This is a genomic window from Paenibacillus camerounensis (assembly GCF_000723885.1).
Taxonomy (GTDB): domain Bacteria; phylum Bacillota; class Bacilli; order Paenibacillales; family Paenibacillaceae; genus Paenibacillus_AQ; species Paenibacillus_AQ camerounensis.
This window is the reverse complement of sequence record NZ_CCDG010000075.1, coordinates 1-21,198: the sequence shown is the minus strand read 5'-3', so window position 1 is coordinate 21,198 and position 21,198 is coordinate 1. Positions and strand designations below refer to the sequence as shown.

Annotated in this window: 23 protein-coding genes; 7 read left to right on the top strand and 16 right to left on the bottom strand. The window is 51.6% G+C overall.

Features of this window, described 5'->3' with window-relative positions:
* Positions 1–51: 51 nt before the first annotated feature.
* The 5 genes from BN3772_RS24970 to BN3772_RS24950 form a co-directional block, all read right to left on the bottom strand.
* Positions 52–1,074, bottom strand: a complete 1,023-nt coding sequence (locus BN3772_RS24970) for an HD-GYP domain-containing protein (protein WP_042203030.1) — start codon at positions 1,072–1,074, stop codon at positions 52–54.
* Between the two features lie 171 nt (positions 1,075–1,245).
* Positions 1,246–2,232: an aromatic acid exporter family protein gene (locus BN3772_RS24965; RefSeq protein WP_042203028.1), complete on the bottom strand. Its 987-nt coding sequence runs from the start codon at positions 2,230–2,232 to the stop codon at positions 1,246–1,248.
* A gap of 94 nt (positions 2,233–2,326) precedes the next feature.
* Positions 2,327–3,163 (bottom strand): ABC transporter permease, encoded by an 837-nt coding sequence (locus tag BN3772_RS24960; RefSeq protein ID WP_425280463.1) that lies wholly within the window; start codon positions 3,161–3,163, stop codon positions 2,327–2,329.
* Entirely contained in the window at positions 3,160–3,939 is a 780-nt protein-coding gene (locus tag BN3772_RS24955; protein WP_042203027.1) for an ABC transporter ATP-binding protein, read from the bottom strand. Before BN3772_RS24955 ends, BN3772_RS24960 begins: the two co-directional genes overlap by 4 nt.
* A gap of 11 nt (positions 3,940–3,950) precedes the next feature.
* On the bottom strand, positions 3,951–4,973 hold the full coding sequence (locus BN3772_RS24950; RefSeq protein WP_042203026.1) for an ABC transporter substrate-binding protein: 1,023 nt from the start codon (positions 4,971–4,973) through the stop codon (positions 3,951–3,953).
* A gap of 377 nt (positions 4,974–5,350) precedes the next feature.
* On the opposite strand from BN3772_RS24950, the gene BN3772_RS24945 reads away from it, so the two are divergent.
* A complete protein-coding gene (locus BN3772_RS24945) occupies positions 5,351–7,072 on the top strand; it encodes an alpha-amylase family glycosyl hydrolase (RefSeq protein WP_042203025.1) in 1,722 nt (573 codons plus the stop codon).
* On the opposite strand, the gene BN3772_RS30765 is transcribed toward BN3772_RS24945, so the two are convergent.
* On the bottom strand, positions 7,059–7,412 hold the full coding sequence (locus tag BN3772_RS30765; protein ID WP_157643647.1) for a hypothetical protein: 354 nt from the start codon (positions 7,410–7,412) through the stop codon (positions 7,059–7,061). The genes BN3772_RS24945 and BN3772_RS30765 overlap by 14 nt on opposite strands.
* Positions 7,413–7,908: 496 nt before the next feature.
* Between BN3772_RS30765 and BN3772_RS31395 the strand changes: the two genes are divergently transcribed.
* On the top strand, positions 7,909–8,148 hold the full coding sequence (locus tag BN3772_RS31395) for a hypothetical protein (RefSeq protein ID WP_039873859.1): 240 nt from the start codon (positions 7,909–7,911) through the stop codon (positions 8,146–8,148).
* Between the two features lie 108 nt (positions 8,149–8,256).
* On the opposite strand, the gene BN3772_RS30960 is transcribed toward BN3772_RS31395, so the two are convergent.
* On the bottom strand, positions 8,257–8,394 hold the full coding sequence (locus tag BN3772_RS30960; protein ID WP_167336693.1) for a hypothetical protein: 138 nt from the start codon (positions 8,392–8,394) through the stop codon (positions 8,257–8,259).
* Between the two features lie 326 nt (positions 8,395–8,720).
* Between BN3772_RS30960 and BN3772_RS24930 the strand changes: the two genes are divergently transcribed.
* Positions 8,721–9,347 (top strand): FMN-dependent NADH-azoreductase, encoded by a 627-nt coding sequence (locus tag BN3772_RS24930; RefSeq protein WP_042203022.1) that lies wholly within the window; start codon positions 8,721–8,723, stop codon positions 9,345–9,347.
* 206 nt (positions 9,348–9,553) lie between these two features.
* Here the strand turns inward: BN3772_RS24930 and rsgA are convergent, their stop codons facing one another.
* The 4 genes from rsgA to BN3772_RS24910 form a co-directional block, all read right to left on the bottom strand.
* Positions 9,554–10,651, bottom strand: coding sequence for a ribosome small subunit-dependent GTPase A (rsgA, locus tag BN3772_RS24925; RefSeq protein WP_042203020.1), 1,098 nt, complete (start codon positions 10,649–10,651; stop codon positions 9,554–9,556).
* A gap of 426 nt (positions 10,652–11,077) precedes the next feature.
* Positions 11,078–11,749, bottom strand: a complete 672-nt coding sequence (locus BN3772_RS24920; RefSeq protein WP_042203019.1) for an HAD family hydrolase — start codon at positions 11,747–11,749, stop codon at positions 11,078–11,080.
* A gap of 144 nt (positions 11,750–11,893) precedes the next feature.
* Positions 11,894–12,349 carry a DUF3939 domain-containing protein gene (locus BN3772_RS24915; protein ID WP_042177348.1) on the bottom strand — a complete coding sequence of 152 codons (456 nt, stop codon included), beginning with the start codon at positions 12,347–12,349 and terminating at the stop codon, positions 11,894–11,896.
* 140 nt (positions 12,350–12,489) lie between these two features.
* Positions 12,490–13,089 carry a DUF2087 domain-containing protein gene (locus BN3772_RS24910; RefSeq protein WP_042203017.1) on the bottom strand — a complete coding sequence of 200 codons (600 nt, stop codon included), beginning with the start codon at positions 13,087–13,089 and terminating at the stop codon, positions 12,490–12,492.
* Between the two features lie 190 nt (positions 13,090–13,279).
* Here BN3772_RS24910 and BN3772_RS24905 point away from each other — a divergent pair, with 190 nt between their 5' ends.
* Together BN3772_RS24905 and BN3772_RS24900 are read left to right on the top strand one after the other, a co-directional pair.
* Entirely contained in the window at positions 13,280–14,263 is a 984-nt protein-coding gene (locus tag BN3772_RS24905) for a YpdA family putative bacillithiol disulfide reductase (protein ID WP_042203016.1), read from the top strand.
* 20 nt (positions 14,264–14,283) lie between these two features.
* Positions 14,284–14,727 (top strand): DUF441 domain-containing protein, encoded by a 444-nt coding sequence (locus BN3772_RS24900; RefSeq protein WP_042203015.1) that lies wholly within the window; start codon positions 14,284–14,286, stop codon positions 14,725–14,727.
* Between the two features lie 118 nt (positions 14,728–14,845).
* On the opposite strand, the gene BN3772_RS24895 is transcribed toward BN3772_RS24900, so the two are convergent.
* From BN3772_RS24895 to BN3772_RS24885, 3 genes are all read right to left on the bottom strand, one after another.
* Positions 14,846–15,403, bottom strand: coding sequence for a hypothetical protein (locus BN3772_RS24895; protein WP_042203013.1), 558 nt, complete (start codon positions 15,401–15,403; stop codon positions 14,846–14,848).
* A gap of 2 nt (positions 15,404–15,405) precedes the next feature.
* Positions 15,406–15,822, bottom strand: a complete 417-nt coding sequence (locus BN3772_RS24890) for a MerR family transcriptional regulator (RefSeq protein ID WP_244444833.1) — start codon at positions 15,820–15,822, stop codon at positions 15,406–15,408.
* Between the two features lie 139 nt (positions 15,823–15,961).
* On the bottom strand, positions 15,962–17,710 hold the full coding sequence (locus tag BN3772_RS24885; RefSeq protein ID WP_042203012.1) for an ABC transporter ATP-binding protein: 1,749 nt from the start codon (positions 17,708–17,710) through the stop codon (positions 15,962–15,964).
* 124 nt (positions 17,711–17,834) lie between these two features.
* On the opposite strand from BN3772_RS24885, the gene BN3772_RS24880 reads away from it, so the two are divergent.
* The gene (locus tag BN3772_RS24880) at positions 17,835–18,350 is read left to right on the top strand and encodes a hypothetical protein (RefSeq protein WP_042177354.1); all 516 of its coding nucleotides are present in this window, start codon (positions 17,835–17,837) and stop codon (positions 18,348–18,350) included.
* An 85-nt stretch (positions 18,351–18,435) separates the two neighbouring features.
* Here the strand turns inward: BN3772_RS24880 and BN3772_RS24875 are convergent, their stop codons facing one another.
* Both BN3772_RS24875 and BN3772_RS24870 read right to left on the bottom strand, forming a co-directional pair.
* Complete coding sequence (locus BN3772_RS24875) at positions 18,436–19,599, bottom strand: leucine-rich repeat domain-containing protein (RefSeq protein ID WP_042203011.1); 1,164 nt, start codon at positions 19,597–19,599, stop codon at positions 18,436–18,438.
* 168 nt (positions 19,600–19,767) lie between these two features.
* Positions 19,768–20,082 carry a HesB/YadR/YfhF family protein gene (locus BN3772_RS24870; protein WP_042203010.1) on the bottom strand — a complete coding sequence of 105 codons (315 nt, stop codon included), beginning with the start codon at positions 20,080–20,082 and terminating at the stop codon, positions 19,768–19,770.
* 532 nt (positions 20,083–20,614) lie between these two features.
* Here BN3772_RS24870 and BN3772_RS24865 point away from each other — a divergent pair.
* A partial coding sequence (locus BN3772_RS24865; RefSeq protein WP_042203009.1) for an ABC transporter transmembrane domain-containing protein occupies positions 20,615–21,198 on the top strand: 584 nt, incomplete at its 3' end.

Genomic DNA, 21,198 nt, shown 5'->3' with positions numbered 1-21,198 from the left:
TATATGATGCTGTCTGTTTTTTTGTATGGAATCTCCGTTCCTCAGCCCGGGCTATTGCGGAATGACCTTTACAATGCCCAGATCCCGGTGTCTGCTGAGATCCAGGAACTCCTCGCCGATATTGACGAGCGGACGCAGCGGATCATGGGCCAGAATGAGGATGATTTTACCGGTCCGTTCGTCGGACAGCACAACTTCATTGCCCAGCATGGACTGCATCAGCTTATTAATGAAGACTCTGCAGATATAAGGGTCCAGCTTGCCGAACACATCGCTCTCCATCTGCCGCAGAACCTCATACAGCGGCGCAGCGGGACGGTAAAACCGTTCCGAGGTCATCGCATGGAAAATATCCGCCACGGCAACGATTTTGCTGAAATCCGTGATGCGGTGCCCCAGTACGCCGAACGGATAACCGCTGCCGTCCATCCGCTCATGATGCTGCAGCGCCACAAGCGCCTGCATATGATTCGTACCCACAGTGTCCCTGATCATCTCATAGCCGTAGGTAGTATGCTTGCGCATCAGGGCTGTTTCTTCCTCACTCAGCGGACCGGCCTTGGTCAGGATCTCCGAAGGGATCATGATTTTGCCGATATCGTGCAGTGTTGCAGCGATCGTCAGCATTCCAAGCTCCTCCGGCCTCAGCTTAAGCCACATGCCCAGCAGCGTGGATAAAATGCCGACCGCGACATTATGCCTGTATGTATAGTCGTCCTTCGGCTGGAGTGCAGCCAGTATTCCATAGAAATCGTTCTTCTCACTAACCTGCTGGATAAAAGGAATAACTTCATTTCTGAGCTCAATCATCGGTAACCGTTTGCTTTTGTTATAGCGCAGCTGTTCAAAGATATTCTCCATTGCAGCCGTACAATCATCAACCGCAATCTGGTAAAAGGCCGCACTGTCTACCTGAATTACGTCCTGAGGCTCCAGAATAATCTTATGCTGGCCGATCAGACGGATGTGTTCACTGTTCAGCAGTGTCATTGCGGGCAGAACGAACACGCCGGTGCGATTAAAAAGATTGGCTGCAAGCTGCTTGCCGAGAAATTGTTCATTATTAATGTTCATTATCCTCACCTGCCAGAGCAGAAATTCACATAAGCGAACGGTCTGCAGTAATTGAACTTCGTCTCTACATGAACGGCAAAAGGATTACCGGCTCACTTTTTGTGCTTACATTTCTTATCGTAATTTTACACAGCAATGTTAATAGTTGTGTCCATTTTCCTGTTATGTATGTCAGTTGCCCCGGCTGTTCAGCGCGCGTCTGATCGGTTTGACTTCAACCGGAACCTTATGCTGCTTGGCAATTTTGAGATAGAGCGCCAGCTCCCGGCATACCTGCAAAATTGCTGATCGCACTTCAAATTCCTCACGTGTCGAAGGAAGCTCCATCTGCTGAAACTCCTGCTCGACGCCTTCAAGCAGCCTTTCTGTGCGCCCCGTATATTCTTCGGCCAGTACATCACCGCTAAGCTGGTCGAACAGCTCGGCCACCATGTCCCCGTGCGGAAGCTGCCGGTAGACCTGGGAAAGAAGCTGCAGCATATTCTGGATCGATTCCAGCTGCTCCTTGCGCATATAAAAATAGACATTCCAGGCTTCATCCGGATGAATCACATGATTCTCCAGTTCTCTGGTTGCAGCCGTAAGGCCGCGCTGGACTGCAGCATTCGCCCCGATCAGCTCCTTGCCGTCCCATACATAGGAAGGCTCACGGAGCGTTGTCGCCATCTGCTTGAAAATAACCGAGAAGTATCCGTCAACCTCCTTGCGGATGCCTGAGATCACGCCGGCGGTCTGCGGCATGTAGATCAGATTGACCAGACCGGCCGAGCCGAGTCCGATTATCAGCAGCTCAATCTGCTGCAGCAGCACATGAAGTGACAGCTCAGCTTGTCCAAACACACGAAATACAATGACGGAGCTGGTGACAATTCCTTCCTTGAAGCCGGATTTCACAATCAGCGGGAAGCCGAACAGCACGTACAGCCCGAGTACCCAGTAATGAAAGCCAAGCAATGCAAATAAGATGCACCCCATAAACAGCCCTACCAGCGAGGCGGAAAAACGGGCGATGATTGTACGAAGACTCCTTTTCCGCGTTGTTTCCACCCCGAGAATAGCCAGCAGGCCGGCACTTTGCGCATTGGGAATGCCCACAGCAGCTGCCAGCAGAATGGACAGCAGTGTGGCGGCCGCTGTTTTGATAACCCTGAATCCCATGTAAATACCTCTCCTTGACGATCTGCATCAGCTTGCTTGTAAAGATATAGACATGGTACAGGATTTTTGAGGCGGACACAATATGACATAAGTTTCAAAGCCGCGACAGGATCAGCTTCTCCACGTAGACCACCAGCTGATACATGGCAGTAGCTACGGCTGCTATAATAAGCAGGCTGGACATCACCAGCGTAAAGTTGAACACCTGAAAACCGTATATGATCAGATAGCCGAGCCCGGATTTGGCAACAAGGAACTCACCCACGATGACCCCGACCCACGACATCCCGACATTTACCTTCAATGTGGAGACTACAGCGGGAAAAGAGGCCGGCAGGATCACCTTGTTGAACTCCTGGACCCGCGACGCCCCGAACGAACGTACCACCTTGACCAGATTGGGGTCCACACTGCGGAAGCTGTTATAGACAACCAGTGTCGTGATAATGACGGTTATGGATAAAGTTGTAATAACGATGGCTGTAAAGCCCGCTCCGAACATCACGATAAATATCGGCCCGAGTGCGACTTTAGGCATACTGTTGAACACAACCATATAGGGATCAAGCACTGCTGATAAAAAGGGGGACCACCAGATGATGACCGCAAGCAGCGTGCCGAGCAGGGTACCGAGTACAAAGCCGACTGCCGTCTCCCCTACCGTCATTCCGAGATGAGGCCACAGGCTTCCGCTGGCCATGTCATTCCAGATCTGCCGGAACACTTTGGTCGGATAGCTGAACAGCAGCTCATCGATCCAGCCCAGTCTGACCCCGGCTTCCCAGAAGAAGAAAAACAGCACCAGCAGACTTGCCCTTACGGCCATGACCCGGCTGCTCCAGCGGCGCTTTTGTTTTTTGTAATCCTGATGCTTTTGCTGCAGCCATGCTCCGCGGGAATCCGGTTCTTCGCCCAGCCCGTTTATACTCACTGTTCTTCCCTCCCTGCCAGTTCCATTTCCTTCCACACTTCATGAAAAAGCTCGGCAAACCCCGGCAGGTCCCGCGCATAGAGCGGCGGAGTGCTGCGAATATCCTCCGGCACCTCAAAAATTTTGCGGATCCGTCCGGGGTTGCGCTGCAGCAGAATGACCCGGCTGCTGACTGCAATCGCTTCGGATAAGTCGTGGGTCACCAGCACCGCAGTCGTCCCGCGCCGGCGCAGCGTCTCGGACACCAGATCCTCCAGCTGCAGCTTGATCTGATAATCCAGCGCGGAGAACGGCTCATCCAGCAGCAGCAGGCTCGGATTCGTCGCGAGTGTGCGCACCAGGGCAACACGCTGGCGCATTCCGCCGGACAGCTGGGACGGATAAGCCTGTTCTTTGCCGGCGAGGCCCATATCTGCCAGCAGGTCCAGTGTCTTCTGTCTCGATTCCGGAGTCAGATTACCGGTCAGCTCCAGCCCGAGCAGTGCATTGTCCAGAATGGTGCGCCACGGGAAGAGATAATCCTGCTGGAGCATATATCCCACCTCAGGTGACGGCCCCTTGATGATCCGTCCGTTGACTGACACTTCTCCAAGCGACGGCTGCAGCAGCCCGGCAATAATCGAGAGCAGCGTTGTTTTGCCGCAGCCGCTCGGTCCAACCAGACTTACGAACTCCCCCTGCTCTACCTCCAGGCTTAAGTCCCCGATGGCAAGAGAAGCCTCGCGGTCGCCCAGATAGGCATGCGTCACGCCCTTCAATTGCACAACTGGCAGCATAATTCAGCTCCTCATTTCCCGGATGAAGTTTTAACTCCGGCTTCCGCCTTTTCTGCGAAGCTGTTATCCACAATATCCTTCAGCGGAATCCGTTTCTGCAGCTCACCGGCATTGTCAATAACATCCAGCAGATTATTCCATTCTGTTTCCTCAATAATAGGATTGAGCGCGTACGTATCCTGCTCCTTATAACGCTTGATCGCTGAGAGAACAATCCCCTGATCCGTGTTCTCAAAGTACGGCATGACTGCTTCAGCTATTTCCTCAGGGCTGTGCTCATTCACCCATAGCTGGGCCCGCTGGACGGCATTGGTGAATTTCTGCACCGTATCCCCGTTCTTGCTGATATAGCTTTGCTTGGACATGAAGACAGTGTATGGCAGGTAGCCGCTCTCCACCCCGAACGAGGCAACAACGGCACCGCGGCCTTCGCTTTCAAAGATCGAAGCCTGCGGCTCAAACAGCTGTACATAGTCCCCTGTCCCTGATGCGAACGCTCCGGCAATATTGGCAAAATCAATATTCTGAATCAGTGTGAGATCCTTTCCGGCATCGATTCCTTTATTATGGAGGGTAAACGCACCTGCCATTTGCGGCATCCCGCCGGCCCGCTGCCCGAGGAATGTCGAGCCGTTGAGCTGATCCCAGCTGAATTCACCCTCTGCCTTGCGGGCAAACAGGAAGGTTCCGTCCCGCTGGGTAAGCTGGGCAAAATTAATGACAGGATCATCCGCGCCCTGCTGGGCTACATAAATTGAAGTCTCTGACCCCACAAGCGCCACATCTATCGCTCCTGAGAGCAAAGCCGTCATCGTCTTATCCCCGCCCGGAATGGTCTGCAGCTCTACATCAAGCCCCTCATCCTTGAAAAACCCCTGTGATAATGCCACATACTCAGGCGCATAAAAGACGGAACGGGTTACTTCGCCGATCTTTACCTTAACTCCCGCCTGTTCTCCGCCGCAGCCGGCGAGCACTGAGAAACACAAGACGAGCAGCATTAGCGGCAGCATCAGCTTTTTTTTGATTGTCATCCTTCATTCTCCTTTCTTCCCGGGTCCCTGGCCCTTACCTAAAGCATATGCACATGCCTACAGATTGGTTAAAAGCGGAAATGACCAGCGTTTGCACTAACTTTCACCCCCGCAACTCCCGGAGAGAGCATCTGATTTCCTTAATTTCCTTTCTTCTTAAAGTCAGAAAAATCGTAAATGAAAGAAATAACGAGAAAGTAAGTGTTTTAAAGAGTAATTACATTATTTTTCGTCAAAATTGATCATTAATAACCTTTAACGGTCTTTATAGCGTTGTGCAAACGTTTTACCAAATCCGTTTATTCCTCTACTATATTTAGTGAAGCGCTTACCGGATACATATTAATGTAGAAACCTGATTGGAAGGAGATTCACAGATGAAATACGAACCCGGCTTACATAAAGGACGCAGCCTGCTGAACGCGCTGGCCATAACCGGATTAGCTGCTGCCATGCTGGCCGGCTGCACCGGTAACGGCGATACTGCCGGCATTCATAACGGAGGGAATCATCCTGCCAACACAGCACAGCCATCATCTTCACCTGTTGACATGCCTGCACCTCAAGGATCACAACAGCAAGGCGCTGAAACGGATGAACAGCCTTCAACCGTATTTTACGAAGTTTTCGTACGGTCCTTTTATGACTCGGACGGCGACGGCACCGGTGATCTGCGCGGACTGACAGAGAAGCTGGACTATTTAAATGACGGAAACCCGGATACTTCCGGTGACCTGGGTGTCGGCGGCATCTGGCTTATGCCGGTTAACCCCTCCCCCAGCTACCATGGCTACGATGTTACTGACTACCGCAGCATTAATCCGGAATACGGTACACTTGAGGATATGCAGGAGCTGATCAGAGAGGCGCATAAGCGGGGAATCAAAGTTATTATGGATCTTGTCGTCAACCATACTTCGAAGGAGCATCCGTGGTTTGTGGAAGCCGCTGCACAGCAGGACAGCGGATACCGGGATTATTATGTCTGGGCGGAAGACCAGAGCCGCCCTGTCAGCGGAAGCAGCGCGGCGGGCAGCGGAAGCCCGTGGCATTCTGCACGGGGGAGCCACTATATGGGTATATTCTGGGATGGTATGCCCGATCTCAACTTCGACAATCCGGAAGTCCGCAAAGAGATGAAGGACATCGGAAGATTCTGGCTGGAGCAGGGCGTCGACGGCTTCCGGCTGGATGCGGCCAAACATATTTATGAGGATCTTGTAACCGATAAAAGCGAAGAAACAACCGCTAAAAATGTAGCCTGGTGGCAGGAATTCCGCCAGGCCATGAACGAGGTCAACCCGCAGGCCTATATTGTAGGGGAGGTTTGGGAGAATTCAGCCGTATCGGTTGGTGCTTATCTCGATAAAGCCTTTGATTCCGGCTTTAATTTCGGGCTGGCCGAAACGCTGGTGAACGCCGCCAAAAGCGAAAAGGACAGCGGAGCCGCCTTTACGCTGGAGCGAACCTACAAGCTGTATTCACAGATCTCCGGGGGGAGCTTCACTGATGCCACATTCCTGACTAACCATGACCAGAACAGGGTTATGAGCCAGCTTGATAACAACCCGGACCATGCCAGAACGGCAGCCGCAATGCTGCTTACACTGCCGGGCAATCCTTTTATTTATTACGGGGAGGAAGTCGGCATGCTCGGCCGCAAGCCGGATGAAGGTATCCGGGAGCCGTTACCGTGGTCTGCAGACAGAAGCAGTGCCGGCCAGACCGCCTGGGAACCGGACACTAACAATAAAGATAATTCCGGCGCAGATGTGGAGAGCCAGCTTAGCAGCAGCGGTTCGCTGCTTGACTGGTACCGCCAGCTTATTGCTCTGCGTAATGAAGTGCCCGCGCTAAGGGACGGCGCTATCCGGGATTACGCTTCCGGGAATGACGGGGTGATGACATTTGAACGGGTCACTGCTGGACAGCAGGTGCTTGTAGCACTTAACCTGACAGGAAGCAGCCAAACCGTCAACCTGAAGCAGGGAACGAATGGCTATTCCTATACCCGTGTAATCCGATCAATGCCGGAGGATGCCGGTCTTACCGGAGCAGAATTGGCACTGCCTCCGTATTCAGCGGTTATTCTGGATTAGCCGCCTGCGGGGCATTCAGCATCCATTCATATAATGCATAACACACCTCAGCTTTACTTGCGGGGACTGCAATGATCCAGTCCTCGGCGGATTCGCTGCTCATCCGCAGCAGCCAGCCGCCGGAGGCATCCCCGATGTAGCTCGCATGCTGGCTTGTCCAGCTGTCAGTACCGCGGGAACAGAGTCTCAGCTCGCCGTCAGCTGTCCGGTATTTCAATACTCTGGCCAGCTGGGCGGAATAGACAAGATCGCCCGTCTCGGCAGTCAGGGATTCGGCCAAAAAGTACAGATTGGTGGTGGCCGCCTTGGCCTTAAGCTCATCGAACCTGCTTTTAGACATTTGAATTGCAGGCACCTCTCTACAGCCGGGCTCCGTTTCCATCTGATCAATGCAATTAAACAGATAGTAGCAGGCCCTTTTCACCTTTCCGGGCTCCGTTAGCTCGTAGCCAAAGGAGTCCTCATCATCTATGCTGGAAATAATAGTCCGTTCCTTATGTACTTGCAGACAAAGATCCTGTTTATGCTCCCCTTCACAGTATTTCAGCCGGCATATTCGTTCTGCGGCTACCGCCATTTGCAGCAAGCCGGATATCTCCTTTCCTGGCGTCGTTGCTTCAGGGAACAGAAAACGCGCTAAATATACCTTGTCATTATTATTCACAGTCCTATTTCCTTCCCGGATTCCCAGGAATTCAGGAATCGCCCAGCAATAAAAAAGCGCCAATCTATTAAACTAGCAATCTTTATGTTATCATAAGCTAATTTTAAGGTAAAATTAAGAAATGCCGGGTATGATCATACCATGAAATACTTTTAGCGAGGTGATTTCAATTATGAGAATGCTCATCACATTTCAGAACAAGTCAGTCCCGGTATACTTCACTACAGAAAACAAACAGCCTACCCAAAAGGTACTTCGAATCCTGAACAATACACTGGAGCTTAAGATCCAGAAGGGCAAAAGCGCTCTGCAAAAATGTTTGAATTCACTTATCAGTATCGAAATTAAAGGCTCAGAAGCTATATTGCACAGTTACAGTGAAAATGATTCGCTCGCGCTATCCCTCTATTAAACAGAGGGGTAGTTTTTTTTGCAAAAAAAAAAAGCACGCTTCTCCGCCAGGAAAGAAGGTGCTCCGCTCTATATGTCGGCTGGGTCCGTGTACATCAGCGGCTGTCCTTCAGCTGATCCGGTGATTATTGTTCTCTTCCTTTTCCGCTTTCTGAATACGCAGCTTGAACAACTTCACTAAATTTTTCCGTGTCTGTTCTTCGTGACAGCTGTCCAGTTTTTTGATGATAAAACGGTCAATGGACATGTCAATCGCTCCTTTTTCAATATAGCTTACCGGCAGAGAATGCAGGAAATGATTTCCTGATTGCCTTGTACCACCTATATAACCGGGTCCCCCGAGCCTTAAACTTACTAGGATTTGGTAAAATCCGGCTTGTCGCATTGCTTTTACTACATATTGATATTCTGTTCTGTTCTGCCGCCGTGCAGCCGGAGATATGGTGGTTTTGCAAATTATAGCTGTTTGCTGTCGCTGAAAATTTTTTTCTTTCGACGGATATTTACAAACTAAATATTAAATGCTATATTAATTATAGTAAGTATTAAATATATATTTAAGGAGAAATCATAATGTCTAATGTACTTTTCATCAAAGCAAACAACCGTCCAGCAGAGCAAGCAGTAAGTGTTCAACTTTACAACGCCTTCCTCGCAAGCTACAAAGAATCCCATCCTGAAGATCAAATTACCGAACTCGATTTGTTCGCTGAAAATCTTCCTTACTACGACAACACCCTGATCACTGGTATGTACAAAGCCGCACAGGGCTATGAAGCAACTCCTGAAGAAGCTGCCGGTGCAGCACTTGTTAAGAAATATCTTGATCAATTCGTAGCTGCTGATAAAGTCGTATTCGGCTTCCCGCTCTGGAACCTGACTGTTCCGGCTGTGCTGCACACCTATATCGACTACTTGAGCCAGGCAGGTACTACATTTAAATACACCGCTGAAGGCCCTGTTGGTCTTTTGACTGGTAAAAAAGCAGTTGTGCTGAACGCCAGAGGCGGAGTTTACTCCGAAGGTCCTGCCGCAAGTGCTGAAATGGCTGTTAACTTCGTAAGCGGCCTGCTGGGCTTCTGGGGTATCCAGGACGTCACTAAGGTTATCATCGAAGGCCACAACCAGAACCCGCAGGAATCTGCCAACATCATTGCAAAAGGTCTGGAAGAAGCTAAGTCCGCTGCTGCATCGTTCTAATACAGCACCAGCGTTAAAGGTCCGGTACACGGTTTAGACATCAGGATTATTTATCAGGCATCTGTTATGCTCACAATCCGGACTTTTATTTATATATAGCATAGGCGCTGCCCTAAGAGCAGCGCCTATGCAGCATAAGAAGGCCATCCTTTACCTGAGCAGCCAACTGCAGGGTATGGATGGCCTTCTTCATTGTTTATACAGAATCAATACTCTTCAAGCTGCCGCTGCCACGATGAATGACGCTCTCTCGGGACGCTTGTTTTGCCGGCGGTAGCAGCAGCCTTGCGCTTTTGCCTTTGCTCTTTGCTGTTCTGGAAGCGCAGTTCCTTCTGCGTCTTGCGGTAGTTAAGCAGCCGCTTCTCTTCCAGCAGGCCGCCGGCAACCGCCTCCAGCACCGCACAGCCTTCCTCCCGCTCATGGCTGCAGTCGCTATAGCGGCAATTCGCTGCCAGGCTGCTGATATCGCCGAAGGCGAGATCAAGCCCGCCTTCATCCTCCCACAGCTGCAGCTCACGCATCCCGGGGGTGTCCACAATTATTCCGCCTTCGGGCAGTATGAACATTTCCCGGTGTGTAGTTGTGTGCCGCCCGCGGCTGTCCCCTTCTCTGATATCCTGGGTAAGCTGCAGGTTCCGGCCGCTGAGCCAGTTAACCATTGTAGACTTTCCGCAGCCTGAAGAACCGGTCAATGCCACTGTCTGCCCGCTGCGGATATACGGCAGCAGCTCATCGCGGCCGTCGCCCAGCAGGGCACTGACTGCATGTACAGGTACGCCGGGGGCAGCCCGTTCCATCTCTGCGATTCTGTTATCTGCATCAGGACACAAGTCTGCCTTCGTCAGCAGAATGACCGGGTTCGCCCCGCTGTTCCAGGCCATAATCAGATACCGCTCCATCCGCCGCACATTGTAATCGTCGTTCAGGGCGCTGACCAGAAACAGAGTGTCTACATTTGCTGCAACAATCTGTTCAGCCTGCGTATTGCCTGCTGCCTTGCGGGAAATGACACTGTGGCGCGGAAGCACCCCGTGAATGACGGCATGCTCTCCCCCGTCCTGCATAGCGAGAATTACCCAGTCGCCTATGGCCGGATACTCCCCTGAATCTGTAAGGGTATGCCGGAGCTTCCCTGCCAGCTCACCCCAGGCTTCCCCCGCATCGGTTATCACCCGGTATTTGCTGCCGAAGTCACCGGTTATTCGCCCTGGAATACGCATATTGCCGGCCTGCTCCTGATTGCTTGCAGTGCCGTCCCATTTCCCCTGCCACTTTGAATTCCATCCGTATTGTTCAATCCTCATTGTAGTGTTATTTCCTCCTGAATATTGTTTATTTCCATTTCTCCACACAAGTTATCCGGGAACACAAAAAACCGCCGGACCTAACGTTCCGGCGGCGGTTTCCAGGCACAGCAAATACGGAATTATCCGCATTTAATTACACCTGGCCACGCAAAAAAGCCGCCGGAACACATACGGTCCCGGACGGCTCTAAAAGGCACTCTAAGAGCTTACCTGCTAAGCTGCTTCACACTTACTGAGCAGCCGCTGTTCCCGGAAGACACGTATCTACAACAGTTGTTACCGATAATGAACATGCTTGTATAAACTGTCATATTACATCGTCTCCTTCCGGTTAATATGCTGTAACTATAAACGTCCCGGCTGTGCATTGTCAACGCCGGGCCACGGTAAAGAATTTTTTATAATCAAACGCTGCCTGTACCTTTATATAATGCCCTTCAGCTCATCCAGCTCGTTAATGGTTCTCCACGGCTGCACATCCAGGCCGTCGTCCCACGGATGGTTCCGCTTTAGCCAGACGGTGTCCATACCCGACTTGCCCGCACCCCAGATGTCATTAACCGGATGGTCCCCGATGAACAGCGTCTGCTCTGCAGAAGTACCCAGCCGCTCCAGCGCAAGCTTATAAATGGCCGGGTCCGGCTTGCGGATGCCGACTTCCCCCGAAATCACAATCGCCTTGAAGTAACCGCGCAGGCCAAGCAGATCAATTTTGCCGTCCTGCAGATCCTTATAGCCGTTCGTTAGCAGGCCCAGGATGTAGCCCTTCTCCCGGCTGTATTGCAGTATTTCCGCTGCATGCCGCATCGCTGCACCATAGCCGGCATAATTTTTATCATAATAAGCCCGGATCTCCGCCGCGCTTAACGGCGTCTGCCAGGGAAGCACCTCACTCAGCTCGGCAAAAAAACCGTTTTTATCACGGTACCCGTCCGCATCCCGTACAATGATGTCCTCGATTACCTGCTGCGCCTCTTCCTCACTGAGATGCCCGAGAGCATCCTTTACGAACTGTGTGCTGAAGCTGCGAAAGGTTTGGTCGCGGTCCATCAGGGTATTGTCCAGATCAAACAGCAAAGCCTCTTTTATCCTCATTCCATAACTCTCCTTATCCGCTTGGATTCCAGAGATTTATTGTACTATGCATGTCCGGTCAAAGAAAAGACTGTCCCGCAGAATAGAGTCACAGACTCACATCCTGCTGAACAGTCTCCAGTTCCAGATAAAGGTGTTCTCAGATCATTCAAAATGCTCCGCCCGGTGGGTCAGCATCATCTCTTCTTCGGTTATATACAGCGGAAACGGCGGTGTCTCCTTCAAATAACGTTCCGTATGAAGCAGCCGGTAGTGAACCTCCGGCAGCCAGGCATCCTCGATTAACGGCAGCTTGCCGGTATCGCTGATATACAGATCCACCGCAGATTGAACGAGATCGAGATAATACGGCACCAGCCTGTCAGCTTCCTCAAAAATTTCATACGTTTCACGCGACATATAAAATTTCTGCTCGGGAATTCCGCCCAGGTAGCGTTTCAGCCGGGACACATCAATGCTTTTATCCTCCAGTATCAGTGCGGTACGGTTGATCGGGGCAGGCATATCCTCTTCGAATTGCCTTACAGCCTGCTTGATCTGCGGCAAGGTAACAGTGATCGGCTCAGAGATTGTATTTTTTTTAGCGCGTTTGAATATCATACTGAAAGTCTCCTTTCGAAGTATATGTCAGATAACGCTTACAATTCCAGTTTATTCACTTTTCTAACCTTTTAATCAGCAGAAGGATCAATTGTCACAGAATCTCCTCAAGTATAAGAGCATTAAGTGACAAGAACCGTCTATCTTACATTTTCCCAGCGCGTCCACATTTCTGTCGGGTTCAGCTCATATTTGTCATGCTCGCGGTACATAAACTGATGCATGATGAATTCACGGCGGATCGTGGCATAGTCCTCATGATACTGCCTGATGAACTCATTCAATTCCTTCTCGCTGTAGACCGTTCCCGGAGCAAGCTTCTCGGCCATGAATTGCAGCGCAATCAGCTTCTTCTTGTATTGGGCGGGAATCTGGCGCAGCCTTCCGTCTTTAGCAAAAAAGTTGCGGAGCACTGACTCCTTAAGGTTATCATCCGGTGACTCCTGCTCCATCTCCTGCGTTCCTTTGGAGAAAATAAAATTAAGCGACGCCTCAGAGCCTGCCCGGATAAACTCCGGGTTCATTCTGAAATAGATGGTGTTCTTATCCCGGCGCTCTGTAATCATCGCGGCTTCCCGCAGCTTGGCGGCATGATGGGTTACTGTAGGCTGAGACAGGTTCAGACGTTCCGCCAGCGCCTGGCCGTGAATTTCTTCCCCTTTGCACAGGAGCAGCAATATGCGCAGTCTGGTCGGATCGGATAGTGCCTTATGGTAATTAACTATTTTATCAAGCTGCACTGAGGGTCACACTCCTGTAACAGTTATAAACCGGAATGAATAGGATTAATAGTTAGATATACATCTAATTATATCAAATTTTAGATGATCCGGCAACCTGAGCAGCAAACTTTCTGGACGGCTTTCGTTAATTTCAAAATTGAGGTACATTTAAAGACAGAACTTATTTACCGGGAGGAGCGCAAGTATCATGAAAGACGTTATTATTATCGGCGCCGGTCCCTGCGGTCTGTCTGCAGCGATTGAATGTCAGCGCCAGGGGCTGTCCACTTTAATTATTGAGAAAAATTTCATCGTACATTCCATCTATCTCTACCCGACCAGCATGCAGTTCTTCAGCACTACCGCGCTGCTCGAAATCGGAGAGGTTCCGTTCACCTCGCCTAATGACAAGCCGTTCCGCCATGAAGCACTTGTCTATTACCGCCGGGCTGCTGAACAGCACGGTCTTGCAATTGCCGCGTATGAAGAAGCGCTTAGTGTAGAAAATAACGGGGATGGCAGCTTTACAGTACATACTGTCAACAAGCGCGGAGAGCGGCATAGCCGTCAGGCTGCCCATGTGGTTATCTCGACCGGATATTTCGACCAGCCGAATATGATCGGCATTCCCGGGGAGGAACTGCCCAAGGTCACGCATTATTTTGGCGAGGCCCATCCTTATACCGGAATGAAGGTGACGGTCATCGGAGGCAGCAATTCCGCAGTGGATGCGGCGCTGGAGCTGACCCGTGTCGGCGCTTCCGTAGATATGGTCTACCGGGGTGCGAGCATTTCGGACAACATCAAGCCTTGGGTACGGCCTATATTTGAAAGTATGGTGGCAAAAGATAAAATAACCCTGCACCTTGAATCCAGGGTCACCGAAATCACACCGTCCTCGGTCATTGTGACGAAACACAGCGGAGATACCAGCGAGCTCGACAATGACTTTGTCCTGGCCATGACCGGCTTCCGACCAAGCAGAGCCTTGCTGTCATCGGCAGGCGTGCTCATGGACGATGAACTGGACAAGCCGTCGTTTGATCCATCCACCATGGAGAGTAACATCCCGGGGCTGTATGTTGCGGGAGTTATTGCCTCCGGCCGTAATGCCAATGAGGTGTTCATCGAGACCGGACGCGGGCACGGCAAGCTGATTGCAGATCACATCGCTTCATCCCGGCTACAATAAAACAAGGAGTGCCTCTGCCCATGGATATCACCTCCCTGCTGCTGCTCGGCCTGGCTGCGCTCGGCATTATCAGCAGCAATTCACCGGTTACTATCGCTATGGTTGTATTACTGCTCCTCAGGGTGCTCGGTTTGCAGCAGGCGTTTCCCTGGCTGGAAAAGCACGGCCTGACGGTCGGCATCATCATCCTGACAATCGGAGTAATGACCCCGCTGGCCAGCGGCAAAATCACGCTAACAACGATCTGGCAGTCCTTTTTTCACTGGAAATCACTGGCGGCCATCGGTATCGGCATGCTGGTCGCTTACCTCGGCGGCCGCGGCGCTGTGCTGATGGGCAGCCAGCCGACCGTTGTCGCCGGCCTCCTGATCGGGACCGTTCTGGGCGTCGCCCTGTTCAAGGGCGTGCCGGTCGGGCCGCTGATCGCCGCCGGCCTGTTGTCGCTGATTATCGGGAGAGGATAATCTCTTTGACGTACTCCGCCGCATGAATAGGCTGGCCTAATCCGCATGAATCAGGCGGTTAGGCCAGCCTTTATATTTTGCCGGAAGCCGCGCCAGGCCCGTTCACTCTTCCTTCTCCTTAAGTGTTAACACTTCCGTCTACACGATACTGCTTCTCCAGTTCGGAACGGTAATGCGGATCAAAGGCTGTCTGCTTACGCGGCGGTGTACAATCAATAAATCCCGTGCCGTCTGAGTAATGACGGGCTGTTTCTCCCTTAAGCCCTGCGATTGCTTTAACTTTATTAACCACTTCCTCGTCAAGCTCAGGCTCCTCCGCTTCCGCGCTTTCAGCTTCCGCTATTCTAAGCGGCAGAGCAAGCTGCACGGTCTCCTCATTCCCATGCAGATCTGTAAATATGACAACTATACCTAAACTTACTTCACCGCACAAAATAGCTTCGCCAGTATAAATCTCCACCAGCAGCTCATTCATACCGGCCAGCGTATACAGAAGCATATTGCCTGAGCCGTCTGTCTCAGACACCCCGTATGCCTCCCCCGTACTAATCCCCTCCGGCAGCAAAAACCGGACTACGGCATGCTCAGACCCTTCAGGCGGAATGATTTGAATAAGCACATGATTCAGCCCCTCCTCATGCTCTAGCACTGACTTGGCCAATCGCGCTGTTATCATCCTTATTGCCCCTCCTTCAGCATACGGGTAATCGTTTCTTGCAGCTCCAGCCTCAGCTCTGCTGAGATCCGCGGGCTGACTGTCAGCATTACATCCTCGCTGACTACAAGCGTATCACCGGACAGCAGCTGCTCCGGCTGCAGAAACTTCAGGCGTCCGCCTATTTTGGCTATCTCTTCATCCGGCATGTCCGCCAGCTTGGACTGGATATCCGCCAGACTCTCCCCGCTTCTGGACAAAGTCAGAATCGCCAGCAGCTGCCTGTAATGGCGGTCGGTGTAGACCCGTTTATTACCGGAGAGCGCAAGCGGCGGAAGCAAGCCAATCTGCGTGTAATACCGCACCGTCCGCAGATTCATATCAGGAGCTTCCTGCTGTACCAGCTCAGCCAGCTGTTTGCCGGTATAGGTGTTCATCATACTCAGCCTCCAGATCATATAAAGTTACAGTATTTCGTTACAGTTAAATGTTTCAGTTACAGTGTACTGTAACCATAATGATAATGCAAATAAAAACGGCTTCCCTGTTAAAGTTAAGGAAGCCGTCTATAAGATTCGCCTACCCGTCCAGCCGCTGCACATTGAACAGCCGGGCATAGCTGCCGTCCAGCAGCATCAGCTCGTCATGTGTCCCGCGCTCCGTAATTCCGCCATTTTCCAGTACAATAATCTGGTCCGCATGGGTAATGGTCGACAGCCGGTGGGCGACGATCAGCGTGGTGCGCTCGGAAGCCAGGGACTGCAGCGACTGCTGGATCAGATGCTCAGATTCCAGATCAAGCGCCGAAGTGGCCTCATCCAGTATCAGCACCTTCGGGTCCTTGAGGAAGACTCTTGCAATCGCGACACGCTGCTTCTGTCCGCCGGACAGCTTCACCCCGCGCTCACCGACCTCGGTATCATAACCTTCTGGCAGCTGCATGATGAAATCATGGGCATTGGCAGCCTGCGCAGCGGCGATAACCTCTGCCTCACCTGCCTCCGGGTTGCCGAACAGAATATTGTCTCGTACCGAACCGCTGAACAGGAAATTATCCTGCAGCACCATACCCACCGTCCGCCGCAGGCTCTCCTGGGTCAGGTCCCGGATATCCTCACCGTCCATCAGCAGCCGGCCTTCACTGATGTCATAGAAGCGCGGAATCAGGCTGATCAGGGAGGACTTCCCGCCTCCGCTCATCCCGACGAACGCAACCGTCTGCCCCGGGCTGATGCTGAGATTAATCTCCTTCAGCACCCACTCGTGCTCCTCCGTGTATTTGAACCATACCCGCTCAAACTCAATTGCACCGGCTGCATTCTTGAGCGGCTTCGCACCGGGCCGGTCTGCAATATCATAGGGTTCATCCAGCAGCTCCAGCACCCGCTCCAGCGAAGCCGAGGCCTGGGTCAATACGGTGGAGGAGTTGATTAGCCGCCGCAGCGGCGCATACATCCGGTCCAGGTAGCCGAAAAAAGCGACAAAGGTACCCATCGTCAGATTGCCGCGGATCACCTCGTAGCCCCCGTACCCGATAACAAGCAGCGGGGCGAGATCCGTCAGGGTATTGATAATGGCGAAGGTGACCGCATTCCAGCGGGTCTGGGCCATCGCTTTTTCCAGAAACCTGCCGTTGATGCCCTCGAACTGCTTCTGATCGGCCTTCTCCATCGTAAACGTGCGGATGATAGCTATACCCTGAATGCGTTCATGCAGATAGCCCTGAATGACCGCCAGCGCCTGGGAACGGTCCTTGGTGAGCACCTTCAGGCGTTTGTACAAGGTGTTAACGGCAATGCCGTACAGCGGCAAAACCGCAATCGAGACGAGCGCCAGCACGGGATTGAGATAGAACATGAACCCGAGCGCGAAGACCAGCGTGAACATATCGAGCCAGACGTTCATCATGCCGACCTCTACCAGGTTCTTGGACTGCTCCACATCGTTAATGAATCTGGAGATCGCTTCGCCCACCTTCGTATTCTGGTAATACCGCAGGGACAGGCGCTGCAGATGGCTGTACAGCTTGTTGCGCATATCGAACAGCACTCTGCTAGTAATCAGCTGGGCAAAATATTGGCGGTAGTACTCCACCGGCCCTCTGATTATAACAAACAGCACGAACGCGCCGCCAAGTACATAGAACAGCTTCGAGATCCGTTCCGCCGTAGTCAGACTTGATGGCGTCAGCAGATCATCGACCACATATTTCATAATCATCGGCAGCGTAAGCGGAATGCTGAATTTGATCATGCCGATAATGAGCGTCAGCACAATCCATTTCATATACGGCCGGACAAAGGTGTAAAAAGCTTTCCATTGCTTCACAGAACGTTACGCCCTTTCTTTTTCTATGACCTGCTTGGGTAGTGTTGACATTTGCGGCCTACAGTGTTTTTATATTTTTAGGTCTATAAGTACGATTGCAGTACCGATCTTCAGGAGGATAAAGATGTCTAGACAATTTGTGACGGAAGCAGTCATGATCGCCATATACGGCCAGCTTCTCGTACCGCAAAGCCCTGTGGAATATATTGTGCCTTACACAACGGTTATGGAGCTGTATGAGCTGCGGGACAGCGATGAGCCGCTGATGAACCGGGCCGACGATGATCTGCATGTCAAAAGCAAAATCCGTGAGCTGATCGCTTATTTCGAGGAGCCGCTTAATTCCAAGAAAATCAACCGCTGCCTGGCTGTTCCCTGGCAGAAGAGCTCCGGTATTCTGCTGGGTGAGCATGCACAGATTACGATCATCAACAGCGTGGATAACGCAGCCTATGGTGAGGCCTTCGACCCGATCGAGACCGAGCTGCTGCTGACTTCCGTGCGCGAGAAATTACCCGTGTTAACCGACCAGTTCGAGCTGATTCAGCGCATTATTGAGGGCGGTATTCCCGTCCAGGTGTATGATATTGACGATTTTGACTTTGCGATGGAGGAAGAAAGCTTCCGCAGCTCGCAGTGATGCTTCAATGTTGTATCCCCCGCTGCCCGCACAGCCGGCGCCCATTCTTAAGAATGGGCGCCTTTTTTTATATCCGCTTATATGCCTAATGAATCAGCTCGCCGTTCCGGTTAAGGATAGCATCCTCCAGTTCTTTGTATACGCCGGACTGGGGGTCAGCATTGCTGCCTGACAGCCTCAGCTTCTTCAGCCGGGGAAGCTTAAGGAGCTGGCCCGGATCGGAAAAGGAGGTCTTACATAAATCCAGGACCTCCAGCCCCGTAAGTGTAGAGATGAAATCCCAGGATTTCGGCTTAAGCTTCGTCAGATCGAGGTTCTTTAAGCGGTGCATTCCGGTCAATGGCTCCAGATCCTTAACTAAGGTTTCCCATATCCAGAGTAACTCCAGCTGCGGAAACTGCTCCCGGATGCCATCGATTGATTTCAGCCTGCTTTTTTCCAGATACAGTGTCTTAAGATTAGGACATACCCCCATATCATGAACCTGTTCTACAGAAGAGCCCCTAAGCCGTATTTCCTCAATGCCCTCATGCTGGAAAAAAGGGCTTACATCCGCCGCGGCAGCAAAATTGGCGTCCAGCACCCTCAGCTTCCGGAGCTCGGCGGCATACGAAAGATCCGCCAGCTTTTTAGGGGCGATCAGCCTGATCTCCTCTACCTCCGGGAAAACACGGAAGGAATCCAGATTCTCCAGCTGGCAGGTTTGTCCGCCCAGAGACACCTGCTTCACGCCCTTATGGGGTGCAAAGGCCGGCAGATTCGCGATCTCATCAAAGCTCATGCTGACTGTCTCCAGGCTGTCCGGCAGAATTGTCTGGCTGTCATAATTATTTTTTGAAAAGCTGACTGACTTTAATGATTTGAGCGGGGCCAGCAGCTGGTCAGGCAGTGTATGCCGGACATAAAAGAGCTGGAGCGACTGCAGATTCTCAAGCCTGGACAGGGCTTCGATATTGTTCTTAATCGTCGATTTGCTTATGAAGCTCAGATGCTCCAGGCTTGCAGCGGCCTCAAGACCGGCAAGATCAGGGATGGTCATGCTGGAGTCTGTGGTGCCGAATTCCAGCTTCTTGAGGCTGGTAAATTCTTTTAACGGCTCAAAGGTTGTGATCTTTCTGACTTGGAGCAGCTTTAGGGTGTCCAGTTCATAAAGGGAAGCAGGTTCATGAAACCAGGCGTACTTTTTATATTTCTGGATGTATAAGGCAGCTTGCTCTGCAATAGCAGCTTTCGACTTGGCGTAATCCATTTCACGGCCTCCTAAGAATTAATATAAGTGCTTTGGCTATTGACACCTTAGCATACAGCCACCTTCATAACAAACTCCCGGCTAACAGGCGCGCGCAGCAAAAAAATGGCGTCCATTCTATTTACCCTGAATGGACGCCACCTTGTTCTGATTATATTCCGCGTCTGCCTATTCGGCCTGACCGGCCACGCTCAGCGGCTGGTATACATACTCGATATCATCTTCCCCCGCTATATAAACAATAGACAGGCTGTAGCCCTCCATATACCAGAGATCCTGCTCCTCCATATAAAATACAAGTCCTCCCTGCACCGTCTCAACAGCAGGACGTGCGGGCGGCTCCGTAGCAATTCCCAGTGAAAAACCGGGATGCAGCCCTCCGCCCGAGCTGTACCGCGGAAATAAACGAATGGAATCCCCGGCCTGAAGATTGAGCTCCTTCTTGAACCAGCCGGCAGCCTCCGGACTAATGGTCATATCCATTTCTGTTTGCACCTCCGTTTTTCTTTTATCATACTAAAAGCCGGCAATATTCCAAACCAGCCGCTCCTTCTCTATGATACTCCCTCTTCGCAATTTGTTCAAAATTTCTATTTGACATGGCTCAGATACTGATGATAAACTCTGAACATACGAAGCGTCTTGAAGTAATTACCAAAAAATGAACGAAAGGGTGATCTCGGTGTTGACTATTGTACCAGTTGATTTTAACTTTTTTGTCGGCGGCTATACACAACCTCATACCGAAGCAGCCCGAATAGTGGAACCCTTCTGAAGCAAGTACATCCACCGTACTTGAGTTCATCAGGCAAGTCTCTTCCATGTCTTCTGTGCTGCACTAAAGCACCGTGGACATGATTATCACTGTATTCTACAGGCATATCATCCGGTTAACGGAGGGTATGCCTTTTTGTATGCTGTTAATGGGCTTCCGCTATTTCGAACATGCAGAGAGACATTCACCAATTCACCGACAATGACATTACATTCCAAACACGAAAGGAAGGGATTTCCCTTGTTCTCCGTACTCCGCGATCTCGGCTGGTTTTTCCGCCGGGAGAAAAGGCGCTATTCTATCGGCCTGATTTTGCTAATTGTAGTTGGTGTAATGGAACTGCTGCCTCCGCGTCTGCTTGGCAATGCCATCGACGAAATTGTCCGCGGCTCCATCACCACCGGGTCACTGCTGAAGTATATCGGCGGCATCACCGGGATGATGCTCATTATTTACTGGATCACCTATGTCTGGATGCACAAGCTGTTCGGCGGCTCCAACCTGGTCGAGCGATTGCTGCGTTCCCGGTTCATGAACCACCTGATGACGATGACCCCCTCTTTCTTTGAAAAAAACCGTACCGGCGACCTGATGGCCCGCGCCACCAATGACATCCGCGCTGTGGCAACCACCGTCGGCTTCGGGATGCTGACGCTGGTTGACTCCACTATCTATCTGAGTGTGGTCCTGCTGGCAATGGGCTTTCTGGTCAGCTGGAAGCTGACGCTTGCCGCCGTGCTGCCGCTGCCGCTGATTGCGGTCGCAATGATATTCTACGGCAAAGCAATCCACGACCGTTACAGCCTGGCCCAGGATGCCTTCGG

Excerpts from the sequence above, each read along its gene's own strand:
- BN3772_RS24970 (WP_042203030.1), bottom strand. The coding sequence starts at position 1,074 with ATGAACATTAATAATGAACAATTTCTCGGCAAGCAGCTTGCAGCCAAT.
- BN3772_RS24965 (WP_042203028.1), bottom strand. The coding sequence starts at position 2,232 with ATGGGATTCAGGGTTATCAAAACAGCGGCCGCCACACTGCTGTCCATT.
- BN3772_RS24955 (WP_042203027.1), bottom strand. The coding sequence starts at position 3,939 with ATGCTGCCAGTTGTGCAATTGAAGGGCGTGACGCATGCCTATCTGGGC.
- BN3772_RS24950 (WP_042203026.1), bottom strand. The coding sequence starts at position 4,973 with ATGACAATCAAAAAAAAGCTGATGCTGCCGCTAATGCTGCTCGTCTTG.
- BN3772_RS24945 (WP_042203025.1), top strand. The coding sequence starts at position 5,351 with ATGAAATACGAACCCGGCTTACATAAAGGACGCAGCCTGCTGAACGCG.
- BN3772_RS30765 (WP_157643647.1), bottom strand. The coding sequence starts at position 7,412 with ATGTCTAAAAGCAGGTTCGATGAGCTTAAGGCCAAGGCGGCCACCACC.
- BN3772_RS31395 (WP_039873859.1), top strand. The coding sequence starts at position 7,909 with ATGAGAATGCTCATCACATTTCAGAACAAGTCAGTCCCGGTATACTTC.
- BN3772_RS30960 (WP_167336693.1), bottom strand. The coding sequence starts at position 8,394 with ATGTCCATTGACCGTTTTATCATCAAAAAACTGGACAGCTGTCACGAA.
- BN3772_RS24930 (WP_042203022.1), top strand. The coding sequence starts at position 8,721 with ATGTCTAATGTACTTTTCATCAAAGCAAACAACCGTCCAGCAGAGCAA.
- rsgA (WP_042203020.1), bottom strand. The coding sequence starts at position 10,651 with ATGAGGATTGAACAATACGGATGGAATTCAAAGTGGCAGGGGAAATGG.
- BN3772_RS24920 (WP_042203019.1), bottom strand. The coding sequence starts at position 11,749 with ATGAGGATAAAAGAGGCTTTGCTGTTTGATCTGGACAATACCCTGATG.
- BN3772_RS24915 (WP_042177348.1), bottom strand. The coding sequence starts at position 12,349 with ATGATATTCAAACGCGCTAAAAAAAATACAATCTCTGAGCCGATCACT.
- BN3772_RS24905 (WP_042203016.1), top strand. The coding sequence starts at position 13,280 with ATGAAAGACGTTATTATTATCGGCGCCGGTCCCTGCGGTCTGTCTGCA.
- BN3772_RS24900 (WP_042203015.1), top strand. The coding sequence starts at position 14,284 with ATGGATATCACCTCCCTGCTGCTGCTCGGCCTGGCTGCGCTCGGCATT.
- BN3772_RS24895 (WP_042203013.1), bottom strand. The coding sequence starts at position 15,403 with ATGATAACAGCGCGATTGGCCAAGTCAGTGCTAGAGCATGAGGAGGGG.
- BN3772_RS24890 (WP_244444833.1), bottom strand. The coding sequence starts at position 15,822 with ATGATGAACACCTATACCGGCAAACAGCTGGCTGAGCTGGTACAGCAG.
- BN3772_RS24880 (WP_042177354.1), top strand. The coding sequence starts at position 17,835 with ATGTCTAGACAATTTGTGACGGAAGCAGTCATGATCGCCATATACGGC.
- BN3772_RS24875 (WP_042203011.1), bottom strand. The coding sequence starts at position 19,599 with ATGGATTACGCCAAGTCGAAAGCTGCTATTGCAGAGCAAGCTGCCTTA.
- BN3772_RS24870 (WP_042203010.1), bottom strand. The coding sequence starts at position 20,082 with ATGGATATGACCATTAGTCCGGAGGCTGCCGGCTGGTTCAAGAAGGAG.